The 25085-nt window shown below is 64.8% G+C and carries 25 protein-coding genes and 3 pseudogenes; 19 read left to right on the top strand and 9 right to left on the bottom strand.

The features are described 5' to 3' along the window. Positions 1 to 30: 30 nt before the first annotated feature. Positions 31 to 843: a Cof-type HAD-IIB family hydrolase gene (locus AT701_RS21665; protein WP_011729831.1), complete on the bottom strand. Its 813-nt coding sequence runs from the start codon at positions 841 to 843 to the stop codon at positions 31 to 33. After that, entirely contained in the window at positions 840 to 2258 is a 1419-nt protein-coding gene (locus AT701_RS21660) for an NAD(P)/FAD-dependent oxidoreductase (protein ID WP_011729830.1), read from the bottom strand. Before AT701_RS21660 ends, AT701_RS21665 begins: the two co-directional genes overlap by 4 nt. Positions 2259 to 2502: 244 nt before the next feature. Here AT701_RS21660 and AT701_RS21655 point away from each other — a divergent pair, with 244 nt between their 5' ends. The 5 genes from AT701_RS21655 to AT701_RS21635 all read left to right on the top strand — a co-directional run bounded on the left by AT701_RS21655 (position 2503) and on the right by AT701_RS21635 (position 10101). Continuing rightward, on the top strand, positions 2503 to 5310 hold the full coding sequence (locus AT701_RS21655) for a helix-turn-helix transcriptional regulator (protein ID WP_029104583.1): 2808 nt from the start codon (positions 2503 to 2505) through the stop codon (positions 5308 to 5310). Between the two features lie 236 nt (positions 5311 to 5546). Continuing rightward, positions 5547 to 8168, top strand: coding sequence for a winged helix-turn-helix domain-containing protein (locus AT701_RS21650; RefSeq protein WP_223495713.1), 2622 nt, complete (start codon positions 5547 to 5549; stop codon positions 8166 to 8168). Positions 8169 to 8306: 138 nt separating this feature from the next. Then, positions 8307 to 8714 (top strand): hypothetical protein, encoded by a 408-nt coding sequence (locus tag AT701_RS21645; protein ID WP_011729826.1) that lies wholly within the window; start codon positions 8307 to 8309, stop codon positions 8712 to 8714. A 128-nt stretch (positions 8715 to 8842) separates the two neighbouring features. Next, positions 8843 to 9280 carry a DUF5709 domain-containing protein gene (locus AT701_RS21640; protein WP_058126561.1) on the top strand — a complete coding sequence of 146 codons (438 nt, stop codon included), beginning with the start codon at positions 8843 to 8845 and terminating at the stop codon, positions 9278 to 9280. A gap of 29 nt (positions 9281 to 9309) precedes the next feature. Beyond that, positions 9310 to 10101, top strand: coding sequence for an SDR family oxidoreductase (locus AT701_RS21635; RefSeq protein WP_058126560.1), 792 nt, complete (start codon positions 9310 to 9312; stop codon positions 10099 to 10101). Here the strand turns inward: AT701_RS21635 and AT701_RS21630 are convergent. The 7 genes and pseudogenes from AT701_RS21630 to AT701_RS21600 all read right to left on the bottom strand — a co-directional run bounded on the left by AT701_RS21630 (position 10087) and on the right by AT701_RS21600 (position 15843). Further along, entirely contained in the window at positions 10087 to 11517 is a 1431-nt protein-coding gene (locus AT701_RS21630) for an MFS transporter (protein WP_223495710.1), read from the bottom strand. The genes AT701_RS21635 and AT701_RS21630 overlap by 15 nt on opposite strands. Before the next feature lie 11 nt (positions 11518 to 11528). After that, entirely contained in the window at positions 11529 to 11930 is a 402-nt protein-coding gene (locus AT701_RS21625; RefSeq protein ID WP_011729822.1) for a nitroreductase family protein, read from the bottom strand. Then, on the bottom strand, positions 11927 to 12322 hold the full coding sequence (locus AT701_RS21620; protein ID WP_058126558.1) for a Rid family hydrolase: 396 nt from the start codon (positions 12320 to 12322) through the stop codon (positions 11927 to 11929). Before AT701_RS21620 ends, AT701_RS21625 begins: the two co-directional genes overlap by 4 nt. Positions 12323 to 12371: 49 nt before the next feature. Then, on the bottom strand, positions 12372 to 13340 hold the full coding sequence (locus tag AT701_RS21615) for an NADP-dependent oxidoreductase (protein ID WP_058126557.1): 969 nt from the start codon (positions 13338 to 13340) through the stop codon (positions 12372 to 12374). Beyond that, the gene (locus tag AT701_RS21610) at positions 13337 to 14830 is read right to left on the bottom strand and encodes a dihydrolipoyl dehydrogenase family protein (protein ID WP_058126556.1); all 1494 of its coding nucleotides are present in this window, start codon (positions 14828 to 14830) and stop codon (positions 13337 to 13339) included. Before AT701_RS21610 ends, AT701_RS21615 begins: the two co-directional genes overlap by 4 nt. Before the next feature lie 131 nt (positions 14831 to 14961). After that, positions 14962 to 15372: pseudogene (locus AT701_RS21605) on the bottom strand (MauE/DoxX family redox-associated membrane protein); the annotation flags it as partial. A gap of 12 nt (positions 15373 to 15384) precedes the next feature. Further along, positions 15385 to 15843, bottom strand: coding sequence for a cupin domain-containing protein (locus AT701_RS21600; RefSeq protein ID WP_058126554.1), 459 nt, complete (start codon positions 15841 to 15843; stop codon positions 15385 to 15387). A gap of 266 nt (positions 15844 to 16109) precedes the next feature. Here AT701_RS21600 and AT701_RS21595 point away from each other — a divergent pair, with 266 nt between their 5' ends. The 14 genes and pseudogenes from AT701_RS21595 to usfY all read left to right on the top strand — a co-directional run bounded on the left by AT701_RS21595 (position 16110) and on the right by usfY (position 24909). Beyond that, on the top strand, positions 16110 to 16832 hold the full coding sequence (locus AT701_RS21595; RefSeq protein ID WP_058127699.1) for an SDR family NAD(P)-dependent oxidoreductase: 723 nt from the start codon (positions 16110 to 16112) through the stop codon (positions 16830 to 16832). Positions 16833 to 16854: 22 nt separating this feature from the next. Beyond that, positions 16855 to 17238 (top strand): peptide-methionine (R)-S-oxide reductase MsrB, encoded by a 384-nt coding sequence (gene msrB / locus AT701_RS21590; protein WP_223495706.1) that lies wholly within the window; start codon positions 16855 to 16857, stop codon positions 17236 to 17238. Between the two features lie 8 nt (positions 17239 to 17246). Further along, positions 17247 to 18676 (top strand): annotated as a pseudogene (locus tag AT701_RS21580) (IS3 family transposase). A 35-nt stretch (positions 18677 to 18711) separates the two neighbouring features. Further along, a pseudogene (locus AT701_RS21575) lies at positions 18712 to 18918 on the top strand (peptide-methionine (R)-S-oxide reductase); the annotation flags it as partial. Next, positions 18915 to 19484: a peptide-methionine (S)-S-oxide reductase MsrA gene (msrA, locus tag AT701_RS21570; protein ID WP_011729814.1), complete on the top strand. Its 570-nt coding sequence runs from the start codon at positions 18915 to 18917 to the stop codon at positions 19482 to 19484. The pseudogene AT701_RS21575 and the gene msrA, both read left to right, overlap by 4 nt. Then, positions 19477 to 19635, top strand: coding sequence for a hypothetical protein (locus AT701_RS34880; protein WP_162139511.1), 159 nt, complete (start codon positions 19477 to 19479; stop codon positions 19633 to 19635). The genes msrA and AT701_RS34880 overlap by 8 nt, the downstream gene beginning before the upstream one ends. Continuing rightward, on the top strand, positions 19632 to 20744 hold the full coding sequence (tal, locus tag AT701_RS21565) for a transaldolase (RefSeq protein WP_011729812.1): 1113 nt from the start codon (positions 19632 to 19634) through the stop codon (positions 20742 to 20744). The genes AT701_RS34880 and tal overlap by 4 nt, the downstream gene beginning before the upstream one ends. Beyond that, the gene (locus AT701_RS21560; RefSeq protein WP_011729811.1) at positions 20741 to 21280 is read left to right on the top strand and encodes a DUF421 domain-containing protein; all 540 of its coding nucleotides are present in this window, start codon (positions 20741 to 20743) and stop codon (positions 21278 to 21280) included. The genes tal and AT701_RS21560 overlap by 4 nt, the downstream gene beginning before the upstream one ends. Positions 21281 to 21572: 292 nt before the next feature. After that, positions 21573 to 22172, top strand: a complete 600-nt coding sequence (locus tag AT701_RS21550) for a sulfite oxidase-like oxidoreductase (RefSeq protein ID WP_011729809.1) — start codon at positions 21573 to 21575, stop codon at positions 22170 to 22172. A 3-nt stretch (positions 22173 to 22175) separates the two neighbouring features. After that, positions 22176 to 22916, top strand: a complete 741-nt coding sequence (locus tag AT701_RS21545; RefSeq protein WP_011729808.1) for a ferredoxin reductase — start codon at positions 22176 to 22178, stop codon at positions 22914 to 22916. A 14-nt stretch (positions 22917 to 22930) separates the two neighbouring features. Then, positions 22931 to 23203, top strand: a complete 273-nt coding sequence (locus tag AT701_RS21540; RefSeq protein WP_036463178.1) for a DUF6510 family protein — start codon at positions 22931 to 22933, stop codon at positions 23201 to 23203. A 414-nt stretch (positions 23204 to 23617) separates the two neighbouring features. Beyond that, positions 23618 to 24136 (top strand): YkgB family protein, encoded by a 519-nt coding sequence (locus tag AT701_RS21535; protein ID WP_011729805.1) that lies wholly within the window; start codon positions 23618 to 23620, stop codon positions 24134 to 24136. Between the two features lie 17 nt (positions 24137 to 24153). Next, positions 24154 to 24573 (top strand): hypothetical protein, encoded by a 420-nt coding sequence (locus AT701_RS21530; RefSeq protein ID WP_011729804.1) that lies wholly within the window; start codon positions 24154 to 24156, stop codon positions 24571 to 24573. 33 nt (positions 24574 to 24606) lie between these two features. Further along, entirely contained in the window at positions 24607 to 24909 is a 303-nt protein-coding gene (gene usfY, locus AT701_RS21525; protein WP_011729803.1) for a protein UsfY, read from the top strand. The last annotated feature ends 176 nt before the right edge of the window (positions 24910 to 25085 follow it).

The raw sequence follows: 25085 nt of genomic DNA, 5'->3' as shown, positions 1-25085 counted from the left end.
GTCACCGGATCGATTCCCCAGCGGGCGCCGCTACGGCAGGACGAACCGCTCGACGGCGTCGGCGAACCCGTCGTCTGCGTTCGAGGCGGTGACACAACGGGCGGCCCGTCTGACCTCGTCGCCGGCGTTTCCCATCGCGATGCTGAGCCCCGATTTCCGGAACATCGCCACGTCGTTCGCCATGTCGCCGATCGTGGCGATCGACTCCGTGGCGATGTCGTAGGCGGCGGACAAGAAAGAGACCACAGCGCCCTTGTTCGCGTCGGGATGGGTGACGTCGACGTAGTACGGTTGTGATGTCGCCGCCGACACGTGGTCTGCGAAGCGCTCGCGCAACCGGGCTGCCGCCTTGCGTACCGCGTCGTGATCATCGCTGACGCCAACAATTTTGGACACACCGCGTGAGATCGGCGGGTAGCTCTCGATCGGTGTCGGGCCGAACCCGACGGTCCGGGCCTCCCGCGCCACATGAGGCCCATGGGGATCGGGCACCAGCCAGTCCGCGCCCCGGTAGACCCATACGGTCAGCCCGTCGGTGTCGAGTTGCTCGATCACCGCCGCTGTCACGTCATCCGAAATCATGCGTCGTTCGATGACCGACAGATCCGGCCGCACGAACAGCCCGCCGTTGAACGCAGCGAGCGGCGTTGTCAGTCCGAGTGGTTCGATGAGCTTCGACATGCCGCGCGGCGGACGGCCGCTGGTGACGGCGAACAGTATCCCGGCCTCCCGCAGCTTGGCGACCGCGGCGAGGGTGCGATGCGTGAGGACCTTGTCGTGCGTCACCAGGGTGCCGTCGACGTCGGCGAGTAGCAGTCGGATCGGAGGAGAGTGGCGGATCATGTTGCCTTTCTGGCCCGATCGCCCGGCGCCGAGGCCCGGTCGGCGGAAGCTTCCTGGAAGCGGAGGTCGTCGGTGTACATCTGCTCGTCGAGTGGCTGCGTCGCCGTGGGTGCGGTCATGAACTCCTCGCTCGCGGAAAACTGTGCCCACGACGGCTGGGCGAAGCCGATCGACACCAATGGCCGCCCGAACAGGACGTTGGTGAGATACCCGAGCGCCACTGCCCACCGGTTGGCGTTACGCGGAATGGCGTACAGGTGGTAGGCGCGGGTCACGAGTTTCGCCAGAAACCCGGAGAGCGGGATGTTGAGAGGATTGGCGACGGCGAACCCGGGACCCAGGTCAACAACGGTCCCGAGATCGCGGTGCCGATACTCGCGCGCGCTGCCGTAGCCGAGGCTTGCGGCGACGTTTCGGGCCAGAATTTTGCCTTGCCTGGTGGCGTGTTGGGCCGTCGGCGGCGTTATCGTCCCGGGATTGGTGACATCGGGTACCGCTGCGGCATCGCCGCCTGCGAAGACGCCGTCGAAACCGGGGACCTGCAGATCAGGACCCACCTTGAGCCTGCCCTTCTCGGTCGGCAGGCCCGTGGCCGTGATCAGCGGGCTGGCGACGACTCCGGCAACCCACGCGACGGTGTAGGTGCCGATGCGGGTTCCGTCGCTCAGGATGACGTGGTCGGCAGCGACCCGAGACAGTGTGACACCGGTGAGGAACCGTACGCCGCGCCGTTTGAGCACGTGTTCGGCGCGAACTGCCAGCGCAGGCCCGATTTCGGGCATCAACCGTCCCGAACGCTCCACCAGGATCAGTCGTACGTCGCCGGGCTCGAATCCGAAGTCGTGCACCGCCACCGAAGCCATCGCGCACAGCTGTGCGATGAGTTCCGTTCCGGAATATGAAGATCCGACAACCACCACCGTCTTACGCGCGTTCGCGCGTTCACGGTCCTCGTCGATGCGTGCCAGTTCGAACTGTTCGATGATGTGATCGCGCAGAAAAAGCGCCTGCGCCGTCGATTTGAGCCCGCGTCCATGTTCGGCGAGTCCGGGGATGTCGAACAGGCGACTGATCGAGCCAGGGGTCAGGACGAGGCGATCCCACGAAAGCTCGTGGGACATGTTCTCCTGATCGCGACAGCGCAGCGAACGCGCGGACAAGTCCACCGAATCGACATAGGCGCGGATGAACTGGACTTCCGGGAGCCTGTCGTTCAGGGGCACGGTGGCGAAGCGTGGATCTGTTGCGCCACCGGCAACCTCGGGCAGAAGCGGGGTGTACAGCAGGTAGTCGACCGGAGATATGAGGGTCACGACTGCCTCGGATCGGTGCCGTTTCAGCTGTTTGCTCAGCCGGCGTGCGCATTCGAAGCCGGCGAATCCGCTACCGACGATCACAATTCTGGCTGGGCGCATATGAACTCCTTGATCTCGACGAGCCGGAGAGCCCGGTGCCCGGTGACGCGTGGACGTCCGCCACGGCGTTGCTTCGCGGGCGGCAGTGTTTCGTCGACTGAGCTTGCCGCCGCACGGGGTGAACCGTCATCATCCCCGCGGCGAGACCACCCGGGTGACACGTGCGGTGTTCGGGACGGTGATCAAAAGGCCTAGACTGGCTCACTGAAGTGGCAGTCCGGTGAACCGTAGACAGGACACCCCGGTGGGGCCTTCAACCGACTTTTTCGACGTCGGCGGCGAACGGCTGATCACGCCGCCGATTCGTGGGCGAGCGGATGAGCTGAAAACTGCCGGTGCACTGATTACCGCAGCGGCCCGAGGGCGCGGCGGCGTGCTGGTGATCGAGGGGCCCCCGGGCATCGGGAAGAGTCGCTTGCTGACCGAGGTGTTGGGGCTGGCCGACAAGTGCGGGGTTCGCACGTTGTTCGGGGAAGCGTTCGAGTATCAGCAGACGGTGCCGTTCTTCTCGCTGTTCATGGCCACGTTGCGCGCCGATCCCCCGATCGGCGACGTGGCGGCGCTGCGCGAACTGGGTGGCTCGGCAGACCTGCGCTACTGGGTGGTGCACGATCTGCACAACGCGATCCGTGCGGCCGCCGCCCAGACGCCTCTGATGATCGTGCTCGAAGACATTCATTGGGCTGACAACGCGACGTTGCTGGCGCTGCGGTCGCTGACCACAGAGATCGATGTGCCGGTGTTGTGGGTGTTCACGGCCCGCACCGGGGCTGGGGGACAGGCGGTGCAGGAGACGTTGTCGGTGTTGCAGCGAACCGATGCCACGTTCCTGCGACTGGCGGCGATGACGCCGGATGCGGTTGCCGACATGGTTCAGGACGCGGTGCGGGCACGGGCCGACACCTCGTTGCTGAGTCTGGCTGCCAAGGCGCACGGCAATCCGTTCCTGATCAGCGAGCTCGTCCGCGGTCTCGGCGAGGAGGGACGGCTCGGCCTCTCCGATGGCCGTGCGGTGGCCTCGGGTTTTGCTCTGCCACGGCGTCTCGGTGCCAGCATGCACCAACGGCTCGATCTGCTCTCCGAGGGCGCCTCAGAGGTGGTCCGGGTGGCAGCGGTACTGCCGGACCGCTTCACCGCGGGCTTGCTGGCCGCGATGCTCGAACGATCGCCGACGTCGTTGCTGTCGTCGCTCGAAGAGGCCGTGCACGCAGATCTTTTCATCGAAGACGGTGAACAGTTGAGATTCCGGCACGATCTCCTGCGCGAGGCCACCAGGCAGTCGTTGCCGAAGTCGTTGCGGCGGGCGATGGAACGCCAATCGGCGTCGGTCATGCTCGGGATGGGTGCTGCGCCTGCCGAGGTCGCCACCCAGCTGGCCCGCAGCGCCGAGCCGGGTGACCGGGAGGCGATCGACGCACTGCGAGAAGCCGCGCAGGCAGTCGGCCGCGGAGATGCGGGCGCCGCCGCGGATCTGAGCAGGTGTGCGTTGGAACTGTCGCCAGCCGACGACGCCGAACACGGATCCCTGATTGCGGAAACGGTGGGTTGGCTCAACCGGGCCAGCCGCTACGGTGAAGCCGAAGAGCTGGCCGACATGGCGCTCGCGGATGCGGCGTCGCCCGAGGTGGAGGCCGAGATCCGGCTGCGGCTACCGACGCAGACCAAGCACAGCTCGCCGCAACGGGTGGCGGAGAGCCGCCGAGCGCTGAGATTGAGAGGCATCAGCGAGCTCACCCGCGCCCGGCATCTGGCATCCCTGGCCTACAACCTGGTATTGCAGGACGAGGACGCGCAGTCACGTACCGCAGCCGACGAAGCTGCCGCCGCGGCCGCGTCCACCGGTGATCCGGAGGCCATCATCATGGCCGAGGTCACCCATGCCCTGCTCGATTCTGGTGAGGGTTACGCGGTCCGCGCGTTGCGCCGCCTCGAACAGCTTCGTGGAATCGCCTACACGAATGAAACGGCGCTGGCACATGCCTATGCCGGGATGTTCCACGCAAACATGCTGGCCGTGGTCGGAAGACTGGACGACGCGACGAACCGGGCCGCCGAGGGCATCGCGCAAGCCGACCGGGAACGCAGCGCGATGGTCCTCGACAACTGGGCCGTCTACGCCGGATGGGTCCATCTCGCGGCGGGCCGCCTGTCGGCCGCTCGTGGCGCAGCTGAGTCACTGCCACCTCCGCAGGCGTCCGGCGCGCAGGAACTGGACGTACACCGCATGCTGATCCTTGCCGAGGTGGCGGCACACTCCGATGACCGGAACCTGTTGCTGGAGACGGCAAACGATGCGCACGATGCTCACTGCACCGGTCCGCCCGGCCAGCGCCGAGCCTGCGCGTACGTCCTCGCGCGTGCGGCGTGGTATCGCGGTGACATCCACGAGGCAGCGCGCTGGCTCGGCGACATCAACCTACTGGGGACACCTCTTTTCCCGCACGCGTTGGTCCGGCTGATCCTGGCCGCGCAGGTGGCATCAGCCGCCGGTGATGCGGGTCTGCGTGCGCGGGTGTTGCAGGCTGCCGAGGTGCTCGGTCGTGAGCGGCCCGCGGTGCCGCTGTTCAGGGCGGTGGTCGGGTATTCCCGCGGCATTCTCGAGCACGACGCCGACGCGCTGGTGCGTGCTGCGGAATCGCTTCGCGCATTCCCGCGGCCGCTTCTGTACGCCGGCGCGGCCGCAGATGCCGGCGCCGAACTGATTCGCGCACAACGCGGTACCGAGGCGCTCGACCAGCTCAACACGGCATTCGACGCCTACAGCGAGTGCGGAGCGACAGCTGATGCCCGCCGAGTCGGCCGCGCGCTGCGTCGTCTGGGGGCGGAACGGCGGGTCGTGGCAACCCAACGTGCGAAAACGGGCTGGGACAGTCTCACCGATTCCGAACTCACGGTCGTGCAGTTGATCGCCGAGGGCGCGACCAACCGGGCCGTGGCAGAGCATCTGCAGCTTTCCCCGCACACGGTGAAGACGCACGTCCGTAACGCGTTCGCCAAACTCGGCGTCACTTCGCGGGCTCAACTGGCGCAGTTCATTCACCGCGCTGATTAACTCATATCCGGCTCGTGTCGACTAGGCATACGCCGAAGACGCACTAAAGATCACCCCCCGGGTGATGGTGGCGACGGCCCGGGGCTGCGAACGTGGTCATCAGAGAAATTATCGAGTTCTGAATCGCTGCAACCGTCGACGCTCGACCCGAGATCCAGCCGCGGAGCGCAACGACCCGGAGCTGAAAACGATGATGGGCAGATGCGCTCACCATCTGTGCGCAGCGGTGTCATGGGTTGAGGAGGCCAACGCGCCAGCGATACAAAAGGTTTGAGGAAGATGATCAGCACATTTTTGGGAATGCTGGCGATGGTGCCGGTGGTGATCGGCTTCGGCGGCTACATCCTGGTGTCCAGACGGCCATGAGCGCGCCCACCAAGCGCCGCCCGTACGAGCCGCCAGAAATCACGCAGGATTCGTCTGTTTCAATGACTGCACCGCGAGCATCGCGGACAACGCGCCACGGCGCCCCGGCAGAAAGTCTCTGGAAAGTCGGGCAAAGGGCGCTCACCCAGTACTCGTCAAGGCCGAATATTCCTACCTTGACGTTGGATTCATTCAATTCGTGGAGTTCGGACATGGACGCCTCAGAGGGACCCGCAGCGGGACATGGTGACACGGAACGCGCAGTTCTGCTCGCCACCAAATTGCACATCCCGGCCATCGCCGGTCAGCTCGTTCACCGCACCGCCCTGCTTGATGCACTGTCGCAAAGCTGCCGGTCCAGGCTGATCCTGCTGAGTGCACCTGTGGGATGGGGCAAGACCACGTTGCTTTCCCAATGGGCGCTGGGTGCAGGCAAGGACCAGCGATTCGGCTGGCTGTCACTCGATGCATCCGACAACGACCCCGTGTGGTTCTGGATGTACGTCATCGCGGCACTGCAGAAGATCAGCCCGGGTGTGGGTACCCGCGCTGTCGAACTGTTGACCATGGGTGCCGATCCGATTCAGGTTGTCCTGCCCACCCTGCTGAACGATCTGGACGCGGTCGCACGTCCGATCGTGCTGATTCTCGACGACTACCACATGGTGGTGAATCGCGCGATCCACGAGCAGGTGGCGTTTGCCGTCGGCAGGATGCCGGCGAACCTGCACGTCGTTCTGGCCACCAGGTCAGATCCGCTCCTGCCGTTGGCTCGGCTACGTGCCAACGGTGAGCTCGTCGAAATGCGCAGCGACGATCTACGTTTCGGGGTCGGCGAGGCCGGTCAGCTGCTCAACGATGTCCTGGGGTTGGACCTGACCGAGGAGGATGTCCGGCTGTTGCACCGGCGAACGGAAGGGTGGGCCGCAGGTCTCTACCTTGCCGCACTCTCGCTCGCCGGGCGCGCGCAGGCAGCGGCCTTCATCAGGACGTTCGCAGGCGACAACCGCCATATCGTCGATTACCTTATGGCCGAGGTGCTCGACCGCCAGTCACCGCGGATTCGCAATTTCCTCCTGCGTACTTCGGTGATGCGACGGTTCAACGGTGCGCTGTGCGACGCGGTGTTGCAGTCTTCCGACTCGGTATCGGTGCTGGAGGAGATGGAGCGCGAAAATCTCTTCCTGGTGCCGCTGGACATGTCACGGCACTGGTATCGATATCACCACCTGTTCGGTGAGCTTCTGCGTGCGGAGTTGCACCGTTGCGAACCCGAACTCGTGCCCGGGCTGCACCGCCGAGCCGCGAAGTGGTTCGAGGCCGAGGGTCTCGTCGACGAGGCGCTGCGTCACCTCGTGGCCGCCGGAGACATCGCCGAGAGCGCGGACCTCATCGTCGAGGACTGGGCCAACGAACTGGCCGGCGGTGGACTGTCGACCGTGTCGGGCTGGCTCGACCTTCTGCCCGAGGGCACCGTCAGGGGCGATCCACGGCTCAGTGCCATCCGTGCGTGGGTCGCGTTGAACGTCGGCCTTTTCGACGATGCGCGGATATGGATCGAAGCGGTCGCAGCCGGGCTCGAGGGAGTATCGGCCGCCGAGGGTTCTGCACGAGCCGGCCTGTCCGAGCAGTTGGTCGCGCTCCGTGAGGTCTACGCGTTCAAAATTGGTGACGTCACGAATGCGCTCGACGCGGCCCGCCAAGCGGCCACCCTTGAATTCGGCGAGGCACCGCCGGCTCGGTCCGCGGCCCATGTCACCTACGGGGCCGCCCTGTACTTCTCGGGCGACATCGACGAGGCCCGCACGGAACTGCAGCGTGCCGTAGAGCTGACAGAGAGGACAGGGGACCGACGCCATCGTGTGTATGCGCTGGGTTATCTCGCGCTGATCGAGGCCGAATCCGGTCAGCTCGCTGACGCCGAGCATCTGATTCGCCGGGCAACGGGCGTGGGCCCCGATCCGGCCGGCACTCAGAATTTCATCGATGTCGCAGTGTCGTTGGCGGTGTCGGTCGTCCTGTACGCCAGCGGTGAATGGGCCGCTGCCGCGGACGCGGCTCATCTGGCGGTCGGCCTGGCCCGCAAGGGCGCGGGAATCCTCGAGGTCGCAAAGGCCTTGATGGTGAGGGCGAAGATACTGAACGACTTCGGAGATCTGGAAGCGGCCGAGAAAAGTCGCAGCGAGGCAGGTGCGCTGCTTCGCCGGTGTCCGGACAACGTCGCGGTGCACCCCATGATCGGATCGGCCGGGCAGGGACGCCGAGTGGCGGTCGCGGCGTACAACGACGAACACATCGCCGAGGACCTGACATCGAAAGAACTTGAGGTTCTTCGTTTGTTGGCCACCCGGCTGTCGCGCCGCGACATCGGTCAGCGACTCTACGTCTCGCTCAATACTGTGAAGACCCACCAGCGGGCCATCTACCGCAAACTGGGCGTCGACAACCGCAATTCGGCGGTTGCCCGCGGTCGTGAACTCGGCTTGCTCTGAGCAAAGGCACCGCCTCAGCGCAAACTTCGCTCTGATCACCCGGGTGAACGGAAGGTCAGGGTGATGACCGTTCGCCCTGCCCGAATGAAGTCTGTGACACACCGCATCGTCCGGTCAGCGAACTCGAAGGGGAAGTGGATGCATTTCAACACCGGATCTCCGGAGCCGGGCCCGATATCCGACGGGACCGTGCCGGGCAACCGATCGGACATCCTCCGTGACGTCATCGGGCACAGCGACATTGCGACGCAATGCGAGCTGGGATGTCCGAAATCAGGGCTTCGTTGCGAAAGAACCGCGGTGGCGTACGTGGAGTTTCATGTCGTCGGAGATTGCCGGCGCTTCGACTGTGACGAGTACGGCAATGCTTGTGGTTTCGTCTGCGCTGATCACCGCGATGCGTTGGAGAACGCCGCGCGGCGCATCATGGCCAAGATGACGCCGACCAGGGTGCACCGACTGTTGCGGCGTGTCGTTCACTGTCCCTCATGTGGCCGAACGCTTTTCGGTGAGTTCGACATTCTGCAGGCCGTGGTGGACGTCTGACTCCATCTGATTCGCTCACCCGGGTGAATCGCGCACAGGGTGATGACAACTCGCCTTCATGCGCCCCATGCTCGAAACAGCAATCGCTCTGCGCGGTCACACCGCGAGAAGAAACGGAGACCGCACCGATGGGTATTTCTGAATTCGACGACGTCTCGAGCCATCTCCTCGAACCTGAGGAGAGCCTGGACTCCGAGCAGACCGGTATCGGTCTGGACGAAGGCTATTCACCTCCGGAAAGCCCGCGAGAACTGGGTGCGTGGGGGCTCACGGAGCGTGAGGCGCGTATGCATGAGAGTCTGACGCGCCGTCTGGCCCGCGAGGTGCCAGACACGACCGACCGCTGGGACGGCGACGGCATCGGTGACAGCGTCGACAGCGATGGCGAACCCATCGACAATCAGGTCGGCGATGCCCGCGCGGGCCGGCTTCTCGCCTTCGAGATCGACCCGACTGATTCCACTTCCGATTACCGCGCCTACGACGTCGGTATCGACGGCGGCGCCGCGTCAGCCGAGGAATCGGCCATGCACATCGTGGCCGACGACGACTGGCGAATCCTCTGACTGATTCGACCGGTTGTGAAAGGACTCTCATGAAGATCGTGGTCATCGGCGGTCGTGGCCTGATCGGCGCCAAAGTGGCGGCGAAGCTCGGTGCGCAGGGCCACGACGTCACCGCCGCATCCCGTCGCTCAGGTGTCGACGCACTCACCGGGGAAGGCCTCGCCGCCGCGGTCGCGGGCGCGGATGTCGTGGTCGACGTGTCCGGTTCACCGGTGTTCGACGACGACCCGGTGATGCGGTTCTTCGTCACCACCACCGCGAACCTGCTCTCGGCCGAGTGGCAGGCAGGCGTCTCCCATCACGTCGTGCTGTCGGTGGTGGGTGCGCAGAGCATGCCGGACAGCGGCTACAACACCGCGAAGGCGGCCCAGGAGAACCTGATCAGGGATTCCGGCCGGCCGTACACCATCGTGCGGGCCACACCCTTCTACGAATTTGCGGTCGGATTGGCCGATTCCGCGACCGACGGCGATGTTGTCAGGTTGCCGCATGCCTCGTTCCGTCCCATCGCGGCCGATGATGTCGCCACAGCCGTCGCTCGTGCTGCACTCGGTCAGCCTGCCAACGGGGTGGTCGAGATCGCTGGGCCGGAAGTCATCGGCATGGACGACTTCGTCCGTACCGGTCTTGCGGCCCGGGGAGATCAGCGCCGGGTCGTGACCGATCCCGGTGCACCGTACTTCGGCGCGGTGATCGACGATCACACCCTCGCGCCCAATCCAGACGCCACGATCTTCTCGACTCGCTACGCCGATTGGATCGACGCACATGTCCAGAAGAAGTACCTCGCCGACGGTAGCCTGCCGTCACTGCGGAGGTGACTGTTCGGCCAGTGCCGGCTGGACACCGGGCCGGTCGCGGCACGATGCCGCGAGGTCGCAGGGCACAGGTCCGTATCCCCCGAGGGAATCGGATATCCACACTGCGGCACACAACGATCCCAGGACGAACAGCGCGGCGCTGACCTTCAAGAGGTTGACGAAACCGGCAGCGGTCGAGCCGACGGTGATCATCCCCATCGAGCCTACGGATACCAGCGCCGCCAGTCGAGCGGCGGCGTTGTTGACTGCGGAGGCCAAACCACTGTGCTCGGTCGGAACCGACGCCAAAGCCATCGAGGTCAGCGGCGTGACCGTGAGGACGAGGCCGAGCGCCAAGACAACCATACCGGGCAACAGATCCGTCGTGGCGTGGAATCCATTGTCCTTCAAACGGACCAGCGCCATCCCGAGACCCGACAGGGCGGGACCGGCGATCAAGAACATGCGAGGTCCCGTCCGCGCGGCGATACGGCCGACGCGGCGGGCGAGGATGAACGACATGACCGGAATCGGTAGCGTGGCCAGTCCTGCGGCGGTGGCCGAGTATCCGCCGATTTCCTGGGCGTAGAGAACGACAGTCAGCGAGCCCAGCGTCAACGCGCCGTAGACGAACACCGTCACCAGGTTGACTGCGGTGAAATTGCGAACCGTGAACAGTGACAACGGAAGCAACGGTTGCGTGCTGCGCCGCTGCCGGCCCACGAAACCGGACAGCGCGACGACTCCCAGGACCGCTGGCGTGGCGACGACCAGGTCGGCCCAGCCTCTCCGTTGCGACTCGATCAATGCGAAGACGGTCGCGGCCAGTCCCACCGACGACAGAACGACCCCGACGACGTCGACGCGGGCACCCACGACGTGCCCCGACACCGGGCACAGCCAAAACGTCAACGCGTACCCGGCAGCCATCGGGATCGCCGACAGCACAAAAACCCAACGCCAGCCGAGCAGGTCGACGCACAGGCCGCCCAGCAGCGGGCCCAGCGCGAATGCGGTTCCCGTCCACGCGGTCCACACACCGATCGCCGCAGACTGGTGTGCTTTGTCGAAGACCGTGTTGATCAGTGCCAGCGAGCCGGGCACCAGGAACGCCGCGCCGAGACCCTGGATGAGCCGCGCGGCGATGAGCACTTCTGCCGAGGCGGCCACGGCACCCAGAACCGATCCGGCCCCGAAGACCACCAGCCCGAACCGCATCACCGGGACACGTCCGAACAGGTCCGAGATCGATCCTCCTGGCAGGATCGCGGCTGCCATGGTCAACAGGTAGCCGTCGACGATCCACTGCTGCAGCGGAAGTCCGCCGCCCAGGTCATGTTCGATGGCTGTCAGGGCCAAATTGATCACCGTGGAGTCCAGGAACGCGACCATCGACACCGTCACCGCGACCACCATCGCACGGTGGGTCGGTGCCACGCTGCGCAAACTCACCATCGGTCGACGTGCAGAACATCGTCGAGCGGGATCCGCTTGGCACGGTGGAAGGTTGTGCCGGTGTAGTAGGCCGCGCTGTCGGAGACCCTGCGCTGTTGACGATTTCGTACTGGGTCATCCTTGAACCGGTCGGCCACCGCGTACGGCGACGCGGCGATCTGGTTCCAGGTGCTCAGGTACACGTCAGCGATATCCCGGCGCTGTCGGCCGTCGGTCACCACGATGAAGCTGGCGTTCTGCAGATTGCCCGACGTCGGCGCCTGCACCGCGATTTCCAGGCATTCCCGGATCAGGCCGAGAGGAACGGGCCGGGTGAGATCGAGACGCCTGCGTACAGAACGTGTCGTGGTGAGCAGTTCGTCGACCGACAGGTCGATGACAGGATGGTCACTCATGCCGGCAGGACTGCGACGACTTCGACCTCGACGTGGATGCTGGGCCACACCAGGCCGGTGACGATGGTGAGCATGGCCGCGGGTTGATGACGAATGACGTCTCCGCTCACCGCCATGTACGCCGACACGTTGTCGCGGCTCGTGAGCCATTGCCGCATGTAGACGATGTCGGTGAGGGCGGCACCCGCCTTGGTGAGCGCGGCCTCGACATTGGCCCAGCACTGCCGGGCTTCCTCGGTGAAGTCCTCGGGCGTGGTGCCGTCTTCACGCAACCCGGGAGTCCCAGACACGTAAATCGTTGTGCCAGCGCTGGGTACGGCGATCGCATCGGCGTATCCAGTGGCGATGTGGGCGCCGACCCCGGTGTGGATCCTGGTGCTGGTGGTTGTCATCGCGATGCTCCTCGGTGTTGAAACTGCTTCGGTGTTGGGTGAGTCACGGTCATCCGGGGCGGTCTGGCGTCGCCCCGGCCGCGCGGTGGCCCGGGTTGATGGCCACACCGCTGGGCTCTTCGCCTGCGACGACCCGCGCGAGAGCGTCGGCTGCCTCCTCCGGACGGCAGGTCCGCGGGGCCGGCATGCGCAATTGCCGAGCAGCGAGTAATGCCGTCAGGCGGGCGAGTTGAGCACCGTCGGACCGTACGTAGACGGAACCGACGGTGATGCCACGGGTTGATGCCGGCGGATCCGGTGTGATGGTCACCAATCGGCCGCTGTCGGCCAGTGACGTCATCGCCGCGTCAGCGCCGCCGGGGGCCGCGTTGGCGACGGCGCGGATGGGGGTTGTTGTCAACGCCTTTGCGTGATGTGGCCACAACGGATCCCGGTAGTCGAGCACCTCACGTGCGCCGTACCCGCGCACCCGGTCGGCGCTGCGTGGGCTTGCGGTGGCGAGCACATCGACTCCGCGCAGGGCCGCCAACTGGACGATGAGCCCACCGGTGAGCCCACCCGCTCCGTGGACGAGCAAGGTGTCCGAATCCCCAAGGGCCAACGCATCGCCGACGACCTGCTCAGCGGTCAACGCGGGGATCGGGAAGACCGCTGCGGTCTCCCAAGAGATCTCAGGCGGCTTGCGCGCCAGAGATCCGACGGGCGCGATCAGGTATGGCGCCCATGTCCCTTGATCGCGAAGCGGAACGGGGTGACACAGGACCTCATCGCCGATGCGGAAGCCGGTCTGGTCGCTGCCGACGCTCCTGATGACCCCGGCCCCTTCCACGCCGAGTACCAGTGGTGGACGCGTGCCGACATCCCATCCGCCGGTGCGGATGATGTCATCCCAATTGCCGATACCGGCGCTGCGAACCTCGATGAGGACCTCGTCAGTTGCCAAAGGGCGCGGCGCGTGGATCTCGAGGGTCTGTACCGCGTCGCCGAAAGCGCGCACACCCGCCGCACGGAGGCTCACAGCGCCACCCGGTGCGTTGTCGGCTCGCAGGTCCTCAGGTGCTGAACAAGTTCGGTTTCCTGCGCGAGGAGCGGATCCCATGCCTGATTGATGGTCGGGTGCGGAGCGACGGCGTGGCGAAGGAGACTGATGGGCAGCTTCGCGACGATGGCCAGAGTGGCTGCCTGCACCAACTCGGAGAACTGCGGACCCACGAACGTCGCGCCCAGCAGGGTGTTGTGCTCGTCGTCGATGACCAGTTTGGCCCATCCGACGAACTCGTCTCTGTTGAGTGCGAAATGCGTCACGGCCTCGGGGTAGTGCGCAGTTCGTGTCCTCACCGCGAGACCTTCCGCTCTGGCTTGATGTTCCGAGCGCCCCACCCTGACGAACTGAGGGTCGGTGAAGATGACCTGCGCCTGACTGTGGGCGTCGCGTGCGGAGAGCTCGTCGAGCAGGTGGTGGTGGCCGGCGGCCCGGGCGACGATGATGTCGGCCGCAAGTCGGCCGTGATAGGTCGAGATGTGTGACAGCCGTGCACGTCCGGTGGTGTCGCCCAGAGCGTACAACCAGCCGCCGGGGACGCCGACCGCCTGGAGATTGTCGTTGACTGCGACGATTTCGCCACTGCGAAGACCGACGGTGTCCAGTCCGAGGTCGTCGGTGTTGGTGTGCCGTCCGGCGGCAAGCACGATCTCGTCGACCTCGGCGGTCCGGTTCTTGAAAGTCACGGTGACCGGCCCGGCCGGCACCGGACGGGCGACCCCCGACAACTGCGTGCCGAAGTGGAACGTGACGCCGTTGTCTCGCAACGACTGCGTGACCATCTCACGGGCTTCGGGTTCACAACCGCCCAGCAATGAGTTTCCGCGTACCAGATGCGTCACCTCGGAACCCAGGCCGGCCAGGATCGTGGAGAACTCGACGCTCATCGGACCGCCACCGACGACCAGAGTGCGCCCAGGCACGTGTGTCATGGTGGTCAGATCCCTGTTGGTCCACGGGCGTGCCTGGGCCAACCCCGGTACCGCCGGGATGTTGGGACGGGTGCCTGTGGCGAGAACGACCGCGTGGAGCGCGGTCAGGACAGAGTCGGTGTGGCCGGCGTGGCGATCGGTGTGCGTCACCCGCACGGTTCTGGGACCGCTCAATCGGCCGGACCCGTGGAACACCGCTGCGCCGGCCTGTTGCAATGAGGTGGTCCGGTCGTGGTCCGAGAGGTACTCGATGATCGCGTCGCGCTTGTCGAAAACTCTTGGGGTGTAAACTATCTCTTTCCCAATGGTCTCCCGTACCCCGGGGACTGCTCTCGCCAGGTTGAACACCTCGATCGGGCGGATGAGTGTCTTGCTCGGGTTGCAGCCGAAGTAATGGCACTCACCACCGACCAGCCGATCCTCGATGATCGCGACCGTGAGCCCGGCCGCCGCGAGCTTTCGCACGGCGGCCACGCCGCCCACACCGCCGCCGATAACGACGACGTCGAACTCTTGTCGGATCATGTCCACCATCGCTTCCAGTGGTGTTCGACCAAAACAGCCTGGGCTGCCCGGCCCGCCTCGACGTCAATACGCTGAGGGCCCCCCATCGAGGTGCGACGGGGTGTCCGAGCGATGGACTCCTTGCCGTCCGGCGCATGAAGCGGCGATGTGGTGCCGAGCACTGCGTAGGCCGCAGCACCGCTCGCGGCGGTGAACACGCTGTAGCTCAGCGGCGACTCGACACCGAGAGAGACCGCCATCGCAACACCGAACACGATGAGCACCAAACAAGTTGCCGCACCGACGTATCTCGGCCACCGGCCCGTCAGCAACAACACCCCCAGTACGGATTCGGTTGCGGTGGACGCCCAGACGATAGCGGTGAGCAGCCATCCCGGCGAGAACGGAACAAGCTGGTGTGTGTATTCGGCGAAGGTACTCATGCTGCCCCAGTTGCCCTGGCCCAGTGGCTCCCACCAGCCGAAGCGGTCTGCGACGGCGGACAGAAATGCCGCGGCCAGTGACAACCGAAGGGCAAACCGGACGACCCGAACCGGATCAGGCGTGTGCACAGACCCTCCGCCTCAACGGGTCGGGTCGTCTGTGGTGCGCGGACCGTCGCCGGCATCGAGCAGGAAGACCGCGAGCAATTCGGCGGGTTCGGTGGCACTGGCGTTCTCACTGATCGTGTGGTGTGCGCCAGGGGATTCGCTCCACGTCTCGCCGGCATGGTAGATCCGCGCCGGCTGCGCGCCCTCGACTTCGCTTCGGATCGCGCCTGAGATCACGTAAGCCATGATGAACGCTGACTTCGCATGGTGGTGAGGCGCACTGCGTGACCCGGGTGGGTAGCTGACGGTCACGGCCTGCACGACTTTGCCCGGAACATTGCTGGGCTGGTCGAACACCTTGCGCACCACCGGTGCCTGGTTGGCGTTCGGCGGCATCGGATCGGCATGGGCAGCGTGCGCCACCGCCAGAACGGCGGTCAGTGCGGTGAATGCTCTCAGGACTCTCACGGCTGCCCTTTCGTTCCCTCTCATTCGGGTGTCTTGACGAGCAGCCTTCACCAGCGGCGGGTGAACAGTCATCGCCCACAGCGGTTCCTCACCCGGGTGAACGTCCGCGCCGCGGAACCCGATTCACCCGGGTGGTTGACCCCGCGGGGTGACGACAGCTAACCCTCCTCGGAGCCAGGCTCGACCTTCTACATGCCTGGGCGGCAGCGCAGGTGATCTACGAAAGGATCCGAGCAGTGGGTGGAGAGTTCGAGGGCAAGAAGGTCGTCGTTGTCGGCGGTAGTGCCGGGATGGGACGCCAAGCAGCGCTAGACATCGTCGATCGCGGCGGAAGCGCCGTGGTCATCGGACGTTCGAAACGTCGTGTCGATGACACGGTTGCCGAAGTGAAGAGCCGAGGGGGACAGGCCTGGGGAATCGCCGCGGAGTTGACAGACCGGGCCGCGGTTGCCGACGTCCAGACAGCGCTTTCCGAGCATCACGGTGACGCGACGTTGATGGTCAATGCCGCCGGCTTCTTCGTCCCGAAGCCGTTCCTGGACTACGACGCCGAGTCTTACGATTCGTATCTCGATCTGAATTACGCGCTGTTCTTCCTCACCCAGACCGTGGTGGCAGGCATGGTGGCCCAAACCGTAGGTGGATCGATTGTCAACATCGGCTCCATGTGGGCGCACCAGGCCATCGGGGCAACCCCGTCGACGGCCTACTCCATGCAGAAGGCGGCCCTGCACGCTCTCACACACAATCTGGCAATCGAATTGGCGGGCAACGGCATCCGTGTGAACGCGGTCGCACCGGCGGTCGTGAAGACACCGCTGTACGAAAAGTTCATCCCCGCAGACGAGATCGATGCCACCCTCGCGACGTTCGCGCCGATGCACCCCCTCGGCCGCGTGGGTACGCCGGCCGACGTGGCGAACGCGATCACGTTCCTTCTGTCCGACCAGGCCGACTGGATCACCGGGGCGATTCTCAACGTCGACGGTGGCGTCATGGCCGGACGCAACTAGCCGAGTCCTGAGGAGCATCCGAATGCACGAATATCGCAAGAATCCCGACGCACTCGAGGCGCTGAGCCCCGAGCAGTACCACGTGACCCAGGAGAGCGGCACCGAGCCACCCTTCTCCGGTGAGTACGTCAACAATCACGAACCAGGCATTTATGTCGACGTGGTGTCGGGGGAGCCGTTGTTCGCCTCTGCCGACAAGTTCGACAGCGGAACCGGTTGGCCGAGTTTCACCAGACCACTCGACGACGGCTACGTCGTCGAGAAGTCTGACCGCAGTCACTTCATGGTGCGCACCGAAGTTCGTTCACGCCACCCTGGGTGTCAGGGTGAGTTGAGTCCACTGGTACTTAGCAACTTGGCAACTTGGCTTGATCTCGGGGCGAGAACGGAATCACCTGAACCATGACGACGACGATGGCTGCTGTGCGCGAGACTGGAGCGGTGGCACCTTCACCGCGATCTGATGGCCCGCGCCGGCGGCGCTCGATTTCTCCGGCGCAGAAGCTGGCCCACCTGGATGCCTATGAGCAGGCCTGTACGACCAACGATGGTGGGGCGTACCTGCGCGGTGAGGGGTTGTATTCCTCGCAGATCGCCGAGTGGCGCAAACAACGCGATGCTGGGGTGTTGGAAGGCAAGGCACCTGGGGAGAAGGTCGGTAAACTCACCCGCGAGCAGGCCGAGATCGCCCGCCTGAAAAAGGAACTCGCCCAGGCCAATAATCGGCTGGCGACCACCGAGGCTGCCCTGGGGATCATGGGAAAAGCACACGCGCTCTTGGAGTCTCTCTCCGAGAGCGCGGACACCGACACGCCGCCGACCAAGCGCTGATGGATGCCTACAACGATCTGCGGGATATCCAGATTCCGACCCGCAAGGCCGCGGAGGTGACCGGCATGCACCGCTCGACGGCCACTCGACGCGCCAAACCCGCGCCGGCGCCTGCCGATCGGGCACCACGACCGGTCCCGGTCAACAAGCTCACCGAGTCCGAATGCGCCCGGGTGGTTGAGGTGCTCAACAGTGCCCGGTTCGTCGATGCCGCGCCGATGCAGGTGTGGGCCACGTTGCTCGATGAAGGCAGCTACCTGTGTTCGGTGTCGACGATGTACCGCGTCCTCAATGCCAACAAGCTGGTCAAGGAGCGCCGTCGGCTGGCCCGGCACCGCAAAGCGGTCTGCCCGGAACTGGTGGCCACCGCGCCGCGGCAGGTGTATTCGTGGGACATCACCAAACTGGCCGGCCCGGTCAAAGGGGTCTACTACGACGCCTACGTGATGATCGACATTTACTCGCGTTACATCGTCGGGGTCCATGTGCACGCCCGCGAATGCGGCCAGCTGGCCAAGGAGATGATGGAACAGATCTTCGGCACCTACGGCATCCCACACGTCGTGCACGCTGATCGGGGCACCTCGATGACCAGCAACACCGTCGCCGGACTGCTCTCGGATCTGGGCGTCATCCGCTCGCATTCGCGGCCCAAGGTATCCAACGACAACCCCTACAGCGAGTCCTGGTTCAAGACCTTGAAGTATGCGCCGGCGTTCCCGGAACGCTTCGAATCCATCCATCACGCGAGGGATTTCATGGACCGATTCGTGCAGTGGTACAACCATGAACACCGCCACAGCGGCATCGGGCTGCACACACCCGCCGATGTGTTCTACGGCCTCGCCGGCGGGAAAGACACCCAGCGCCGAGCCGTGCTCGCCGACGCCAGGGCGCGCCACCCACGCCGATTCGGCCGCGACACCGCACCCAAGGTCATCGACCTACCTGAATCCGCGGCGATCAACCCACCCAAACCGGCCGAACAGGAGACCGAAACGGAAGCCGCTTAACACCCACTGGACTCAAACACCTTGACAAATTCCGCCACGGGGACAGCCATCTCGGGCACGTCTTCACCGACGGCCCGATGTCCGACGGCGGGCTGCGCTACTGCATCAACTCAGCGTCGCTGCGTTTCATCCACCGCGACGATCTGGAAGCCGAGGGATACGGGCGTTACCTGAGCCTCTTCGACTCGTCCGGCGATTCGACACGACACACCGACTCCCAACTCAACGAGGTACAACCATGACAACCCATACTGCAGTGCTGGCGGGCGGATGTTTCTGGGGACTGGAAGATCTCATCCGCGCGCTGCCCGGCGTGATCTCCACCCGGGTCGGTTACACCGGGGGAGACAACGACCACCCCACCTACCGCAACCATCCCGGACACGCCGAGGCGGTTGAGATCACCTACGACCCCCAGCAGACCGATTACCGGGCGCTGTTGGAATTCTTCTTCCAGATCCACGATCCGACCACCAAGAACCGGCAGGGCAACGACGTGGGGTCCAGTTACCGTTCGGCGATCTTCTACCTCGATGACGACCAGAAGCGGGTCGCCTTCGACATCGTCGCCGAGATCGACGCGTCGGGACGGTGGCCGGGTCCCGTGGCCACCGAAGTGACGCCCGCGGGTGTGTTCTGGGAAGCCGAACCGGAACATCAGGACTACCTGCAGCGCAATCCTGGTGGCTACACCTGCCACTGGGTGCGGCCGGAGTGGATCCTGGACCCCGAGGCAGACCCAGAGACAGCCTCTGACAGCGGATCCGATGTGTCCGCGGCGTCGGCGACAGCGAGCCACCATGACTGAGGGCCGCCCTGGGTGTCGCGGGCGAGTGTCGGTGCGCGACCAGCGGATGCTGGTCGCCGCGTACCTGCCGGTTCTCGCGTTCACCGCTGTGCTCGTCGCCGCGAAGATGTCGAACCCGCGGCGTCCTCGATCGCTGGAACTCCTTCGATGACACAGAACCCGAATCTGAGTGCGCTGTCGGCTGCGGGGGTTTCGGTTTGGTTGGACGATTTATCTCGTGACCGCCTGACCTCGGGCAATCTGCAGCGTTTGATCGACACGAGGAGCGTCGTCGGCGTCACCACCAACCCGTCGATCTTCCAGAACGCAATCTCGCATGGGCAGGCCTATACACGGCAGTTGAACGTACTGGCTCGGGACGGGATCGATCCGGACTCGGCGATACGCACCGTGATCACTGACGACGTGCGCGTCGCCTGTGATGTTCTGCGCCCGCAGTGGGAGGCTTCCGGCGGGTGGGACGGACGTGTGTCGATCGAGGTCGATCCTCGACTGGCGGATGACGCGGACACGACGGTCAGCCAGGCCTCCGAGCTGTGGAAGATTGTTGATCGGCCGAACCTGTTCATCAAGATTCCCGCCACGACGGCCGGTATGGCAGCCATCACCGCCACAGTTGCCCAGGGGATCTCGGTGAACGTGACGCTGATCTTCTCCATCGAACGGCATCGGCAGGCGATGGATGCCTACCTCACCGGCTTGGAGGCCGCACAGCGCGCCGGGCACAATCTCTCCGAAATCCACTCGGTGGCCTCGCTGTTCGTCTCGCGCGTCGACACCGAGATCGACAAGCGGCTGGAGGCGATCGGCACCGACACCGCGTTGACGTTGCGGGGGCAGGCGGCCCTCGCCAATGCACGCCTGGCGTACGCGGTGTTTCGGGACGTTTTCCACGACGGAACCCGTTATGCCGCATTGAGATCCGCCGGTGCCAACGTGCAGAGACCGCTGTGGGCGTCGACCGGGGTGAAGAACCCCGCGTATCCCGACACGATGTACGTCACCGGGTTGGTCGCGCCGGACACCGTGTGCACGATCCCGGAACACACCCTGGAGGCCGTTGCGGACCATGGTGTGATCGCCGGCGATGCTGTGACCGGAAATGTCGGCCAGGCGCACGCGACGCTCGATGAGATCAGGGCGGTGGGTGTCGACCTTGCCGACATCTTCGAGACCTTGGAGAAGGACGGCGTCGCCAAATTCGCGGCGTCGTGGCGTCAACTGCTGGATGCGTACCGCGGATCGACGGAACACCCGTGAACCGGATCGTGGATGTCCTCCTCGGTGATGTTCCCGCCGTCGGGGACGTGGCGGTCAAGACTGCGGCGTTGTTCATCACCGCGGCGATCCTGTTCCGGTTCACCGAACGACGCACCCTCGCGGAGTTCGCGCCATTCGACTGGATCGCCGCGGTCGCGGCCGGCGCCATCGTCGGGCGCGCCGCCACCGCCACGGACACCGGATGGCTGCAGGCCACCGCCGCACTGGTGTGCCTGTTGGCCGCGCATGCGGTTGTCGCGCGATTGCGCCTGGTACCCGCCCTGTGCCGGTTGATCGATCCACCGCTGATCGTCCTGATCAGAGAAGGTGAGGTGAGCCGACGCAATCTGCGCCGTGGCGGGCTGACCGTTGCCGATATCGAGGCAGTACTGCGCGAACACGGGCATCCGAACGCCGAGGGTGTCCATTTGGCGATCCTTGAGGCCAAAGGGGCCATCTCGATCCTGGACCGCACCGATCCCGTGGAGCGGCGACCACACCGAGTCGATCGGAGATGTCATGCTGGAAAACCTTGATCGTGTACGCCTCGCGCGCGCCGTGGCAGGCGGTGCAGTGCTGGCCGGAGTGGCCGCAGCGATCGCCGGCTGCGGCGGAACCGGGTCGAATGAGCCTTCGACAACTACGACGACCACGACCATCACAACCACCACGACCACACAACCTTCGACTCCGTCGGTACCGCCACCGGCACCGACGGAGAAGGGCATCAACCCGACCGGGGGAAATCTGTACACACCGACGGTCCACGCGCCGCCGGCGCGGACGGCCATCCCGGGTAACCGAGAGAACGTCGGATAGGGAGTTCCAATGAGTGTCGTCAACAAAGGGTTTCACGGACGTCGTGTGGATTCCGCGCGGCCGTTGCCCCCCGGCCAGCATCTGACCGGGGACTTCCCGGTCCTGCAGGCAGGCCCCACTCCGCGCATCAATCTCGCCGACTGGCGGTTCGCCATCCGCAACGAGTCAGGTGACGAACATGTATGGACCTGGGAACAGATGCAGGAACTGCACCACGAACGGTTCACGGTCGATATCCACTGCGTCACGACATGGTCCAAGTTCGACACCCAATGGGAAGGTGTCTCGTTGGACACGCTTTTCGAATCGGTGGACACCGATGCGGAATTCGCGTTGGTCGGCTCCTACGGTGGTTACACCACCAACATCCCGATCGCAGATCTCGTCGGTGGAAAGGCCTGGATCGTCTACGGCTACCAGGGCGAACCGTTACCTGCGGTGCACGGGGGTCCGGCGCGGCTGTTGGTGCCGCACCTGTACTTCTGGAAGTCGGCGAAGTGGGTCAGATCCATCGAGTTGTGCGACAGCGAGAAACTCGGATTCTGGGAGCGCCTGGGTTATCACCGTTACGGCGATCCGTGGCGTGAACAGCGCTACGCCGGAGACTGACTCGTGGCCGACGGCGTGACACCGAGGTCACGATGGCGCGTTGCCCGAGTGGTGGACTCGACGCCCGAGACGGGTTCCGCGCGCACGATCAGGTTGATCGTGCCGGGTTGGGCCGGTCACCTCGCCGGTCAACACGTCGACGTCAAACTGACCGCCGAAGACGGCTACAGCGCACAGCGTAGTTACTCACTGGGCCGACCCACCGACGGGGAACAGGTCGAACTCACGGTGCAGGTGGTCGCCGATGGGGAGGTGTCACCGTACCTCGTGGGCATGGGCCCCGCCGAGGAGGTCGAACTTCGTGGACCCATCGGTGGCTGGTTCGTGTGGCGTCCGGAGGAACGGTCTCAGATCCTCCTGATCGCGGGCGGGTCGGGAATCGTGCCGTTGATGGCGATGATCCGTCAGCGGGAACGTGTGGGCAGCAGAAATTTTCGTCTCATCTACTCCGTGCGCAGTCCGGCCGATGTGTACTACGCCAAGGAGCTGGAGCAGCTCGACCGCGAGTGCGGCTGGCTGCACGTCGCGGTGATCTACACGCGCGAGGCAACCGCGGAGACGGTCCGGCCACCTGGACGGGTTGATGTCGATGATCTCGAGGCCGCGGGGTGGACACCCGATGACGATGTGCGCATCTACGTCTGTGGGCCCACGGGATTCGTGGAATCGGTGACGACGAAGCTGATCGGGCTGGGGCATCCGGCATCGACCATCCGGACCGAGCGGTTCGGCCCGAGCGGCTGATCGAGGAAGAAGGAATGATGGAAGTATCGATACACGTCGACGGCAACTCCGCCGCGGGTGCCTTCGCGGAAGTACTGGGATTCGATGTCACCGTCGCGACGTTGACCTGCGCCGGCTGTGGGCGCAGCGCGGCGTTCGCCGAGAGCCACGTCTACGATCGTGCACCGGGCATCGTGGTGCGATGCCCGGCCTGCGAACACGTGTTGGCACGGTTGGCGCGGACCCCGACGGATGTGTGGCTGGACCTTCGCGGGGCCGACTCCTGGCGGATACCGCTGGCGCGCTGATGACTCCGGTCAACCTGGTGTGATGAGCGGTGCCCACCGAACTCAGGAGCAGTTCGGGTCGCATGAATCAGTCTGTTCGGAGGGACGCAGGTTGCGGTGATCCTGACCGTGAACGCGCTCATTGTGCTGGCCGCAGGTTCGGTCGCTGGGTTCATCAAGCATCGTCCCGCATGGGAGAACTGCTGGTTCGTGAGGTACCGGACAGAGCCAGGATCTGAACCAGGTCGGTATCCCAGCCTCGGATGATCACCCGGGTGAACGTGCTGTCGGGTGAAGACATGTCACCCCGTTTCCGCCGAGAGTGCTAGCTGTATGAGCCACGGGGGCAACTGCACCGCCTCGGCTTGGTGGGCAGGGGAGGCAGAGGGCTCTCGGCGGCCAGAGTGGCGCGATGAGATACGAACGGAGACAGGAATGTCACAGGTCGATGACACGAAGACAGATGAGTTGAGGAGCCCCCGGCTGATCACCGCGGCTCCGCTCGTGGCCCGCTATGCGTTGGTCATAGTGCTCGTATGGTTCGGCGCGATGAAGTTCACCTACTATGAGTCTCACGGTATTTCGCCTCTGATCGCGAACAGTCCGTTCTTGAGCTGGATCTTCGACCTGGTCTCCATCAGGAACTTCGGTCGGCTTCTCGGGATCGTCGAACTGATCACGGCGACGCTGTTGGCACTCAAGCCGTGGTATCCCAAGGCGTCCGTCCTCGGTGGTGTGATCTCCTCACTGTTCTTCTTGACCACTCTCAGCTTCATGATCACCACTCCCGACGTGGGCGAAGCATCCGCCGGTGGCTGGCCCGTACTGTCGGCCAACGGTCAGTTCCTGATGAAGGACATCGCGCTTCTCGGCCTGTCGTTGTGGCTGCTCGCCGACGCTGTCGCGGCGGCCCGGGCGCCGGGCAAGAGCATCCTGGGTAGATCCGGCGCCTAGGGCGAGGCGAACGTATCGTGGATGTGGGCAGGCGAATTCAGTTGTGCGCCAAGTTCATCAGAAGAATCTTGATCCGGGCCGCATTGTTTCTTTCTTCGTGGGCCACGGGCCTGCTGGTCGCCGCTTGGATCATTCCCGGGATCTCGCTGACAGTTCCGGGCTTCGTGGCCGCGGTGTCGATATTTGCGGCAACACAGGCGGTTCTGTCCTTGTCGGTTCTGAGATTGCCCCACCGCTATGCGTCGCTGCTTCTCGGCGGCACAGGCCTGATCGTGACGGCCGTGGCGTTGACTCTCGCTTCGGTATTGCCGCACGGCCTCGCCGTGGGCGGTGCCGCACCTTGGTCGGCGACGACGCTTGTGGTGTGGCTGGTGACCACGATCGCGGCGATCGCGTTGCCCGAGTTGCTCATCCGAGACAGCGCCGACTCGATCTGACGCTTGACGATATCGACAACGAAGGAAAGGGCGATGGGCGACACAAACCTGGATCCGGCGGACCATTTCCGGACTGCACAACCGCATGCGGGTCTGGCGGTTAAGGACAACTTCTACTGGCCGGGCTTGATTTTGTTGGTGGTCGCGGCGTCCGGTCTGACCGGTGTGGTGGCCGCCACCGCTTATCGTCGTTATGAGTGGGTATCCACGATGGTTCTCATCGCCGTTCTCGGCGCCATCGCGGGCACGCTGTGGTTCGTCATGGAGAATCGCCGCGTGAGGCGCATCGAAGACCAGTGGACGGCCGACCGTCGACGTCCACCGCCTACGCGCTAGCGCGTTTGACGTCGAAACGCGTTGTTTAGCAACGGGATCACCCGGGTGGGTTCGACGGTCGGACGATGACAACTCACCCCGAACCGGGTGAGGGTGTAGCAATGGTGACATCACAACACACTGCAGGCACCGAACCGGCGCCAGCAGCGAATGACACGGAACTGAGTGCGCGATTC

Source organism: Mycolicibacterium smegmatis, from assembly GCF_001457595.1.
In the GTDB taxonomy this organism is placed as follows: Bacteria; Actinomycetota; Actinomycetes; order Mycobacteriales; family Mycobacteriaceae; genus Mycobacterium; species Mycobacterium smegmatis.
Note: the sequence above shows the minus strand (reverse complement) of the source record. Positions and strands in the feature narration are given on the sequence as shown.

Bases quoted from the DNA above. Each gene is read 5' to 3' on its own strand.
- AT701_RS21635 (WP_058126560.1), top strand. From the start codon at position 9,310: ATGAAGATCGTGGTCATCGGCGGTCGTGGCCTGATCGGCGCCAAAGTG.
- AT701_RS21535 (WP_011729805.1), top strand. From the start codon at position 23,618: ATGTCACAGGTCGATGACACGAAGACAGATGAGTTGAGGAGCCCCCGG.
- usfY (WP_011729803.1), top strand. From the start codon at position 24,607: ATGGGCGACACAAACCTGGATCCGGCGGACCATTTCCGGACTGCACAA.
- AT701_RS21620 (WP_058126558.1), bottom strand. From the start codon at position 12,322: ATGACAACCACCAGCACCAGGATCCACACCGGGGTCGGCGCCCACATC.
- AT701_RS21640 (WP_058126561.1), top strand. From the start codon at position 8,843: ATGGGTATTTCTGAATTCGACGACGTCTCGAGCCATCTCCTCGAACCT.
- AT701_RS21540 (WP_036463178.1), top strand. From the start codon at position 22,931: ATGATGGAAGTATCGATACACGTCGACGGCAACTCCGCCGCGGGTGCC.
- AT701_RS21660 (WP_011729830.1), bottom strand. From the start codon at position 2,258: ATGCGCCCAGCCAGAATTGTGATCGTCGGTAGCGGATTCGCCGGCTTC.
- AT701_RS21625 (WP_011729822.1), bottom strand. From the start codon at position 11,930: ATGAGTGACCATCCTGTCATCGACCTGTCGGTCGACGAACTGCTCACC.
- AT701_RS21610 (WP_058126556.1), bottom strand. From the start codon at position 14,830: ATGGTGGACATGATCCGACAAGAGTTCGACGTCGTCGTTATCGGCGGC.
- AT701_RS21600 (WP_058126554.1), bottom strand. From the start codon at position 15,843: ATGAGAGGGAACGAAAGGGCAGCCGTGAGAGTCCTGAGAGCATTCACC.
- AT701_RS21645 (WP_011729826.1), top strand. From the start codon at position 8,307: ATGCATTTCAACACCGGATCTCCGGAGCCGGGCCCGATATCCGACGGG.
- tal (WP_011729812.1), top strand. From the start codon at position 19,632: ATGACACAGAACCCGAATCTGAGTGCGCTGTCGGCTGCGGGGGTTTCG.
- msrA (WP_011729814.1), top strand. From the start codon at position 18,915: ATGACAACCCATACTGCAGTGCTGGCGGGCGGATGTTTCTGGGGACTG.
- AT701_RS21665 (WP_011729831.1), bottom strand. From the start codon at position 843: ATGATCCGCCACTCTCCTCCGATCCGACTGCTACTCGCCGACGTCGAC.
- AT701_RS21595 (WP_058127699.1), top strand. From the start codon at position 16,110: ATGGGACGCCAAGCAGCGCTAGACATCGTCGATCGCGGCGGAAGCGCC.
- AT701_RS21550 (WP_011729809.1), top strand. From the start codon at position 21,573: ATGAGTGTCGTCAACAAAGGGTTTCACGGACGTCGTGTGGATTCCGCG.
- msrB (WP_223495706.1), top strand. From the start codon at position 16,855: ATGCACGAATATCGCAAGAATCCCGACGCACTCGAGGCGCTGAGCCCC.
- AT701_RS34880 (WP_162139511.1), top strand. From the start codon at position 19,477: ATGACTGAGGGCCGCCCTGGGTGTCGCGGGCGAGTGTCGGTGCGCGAC.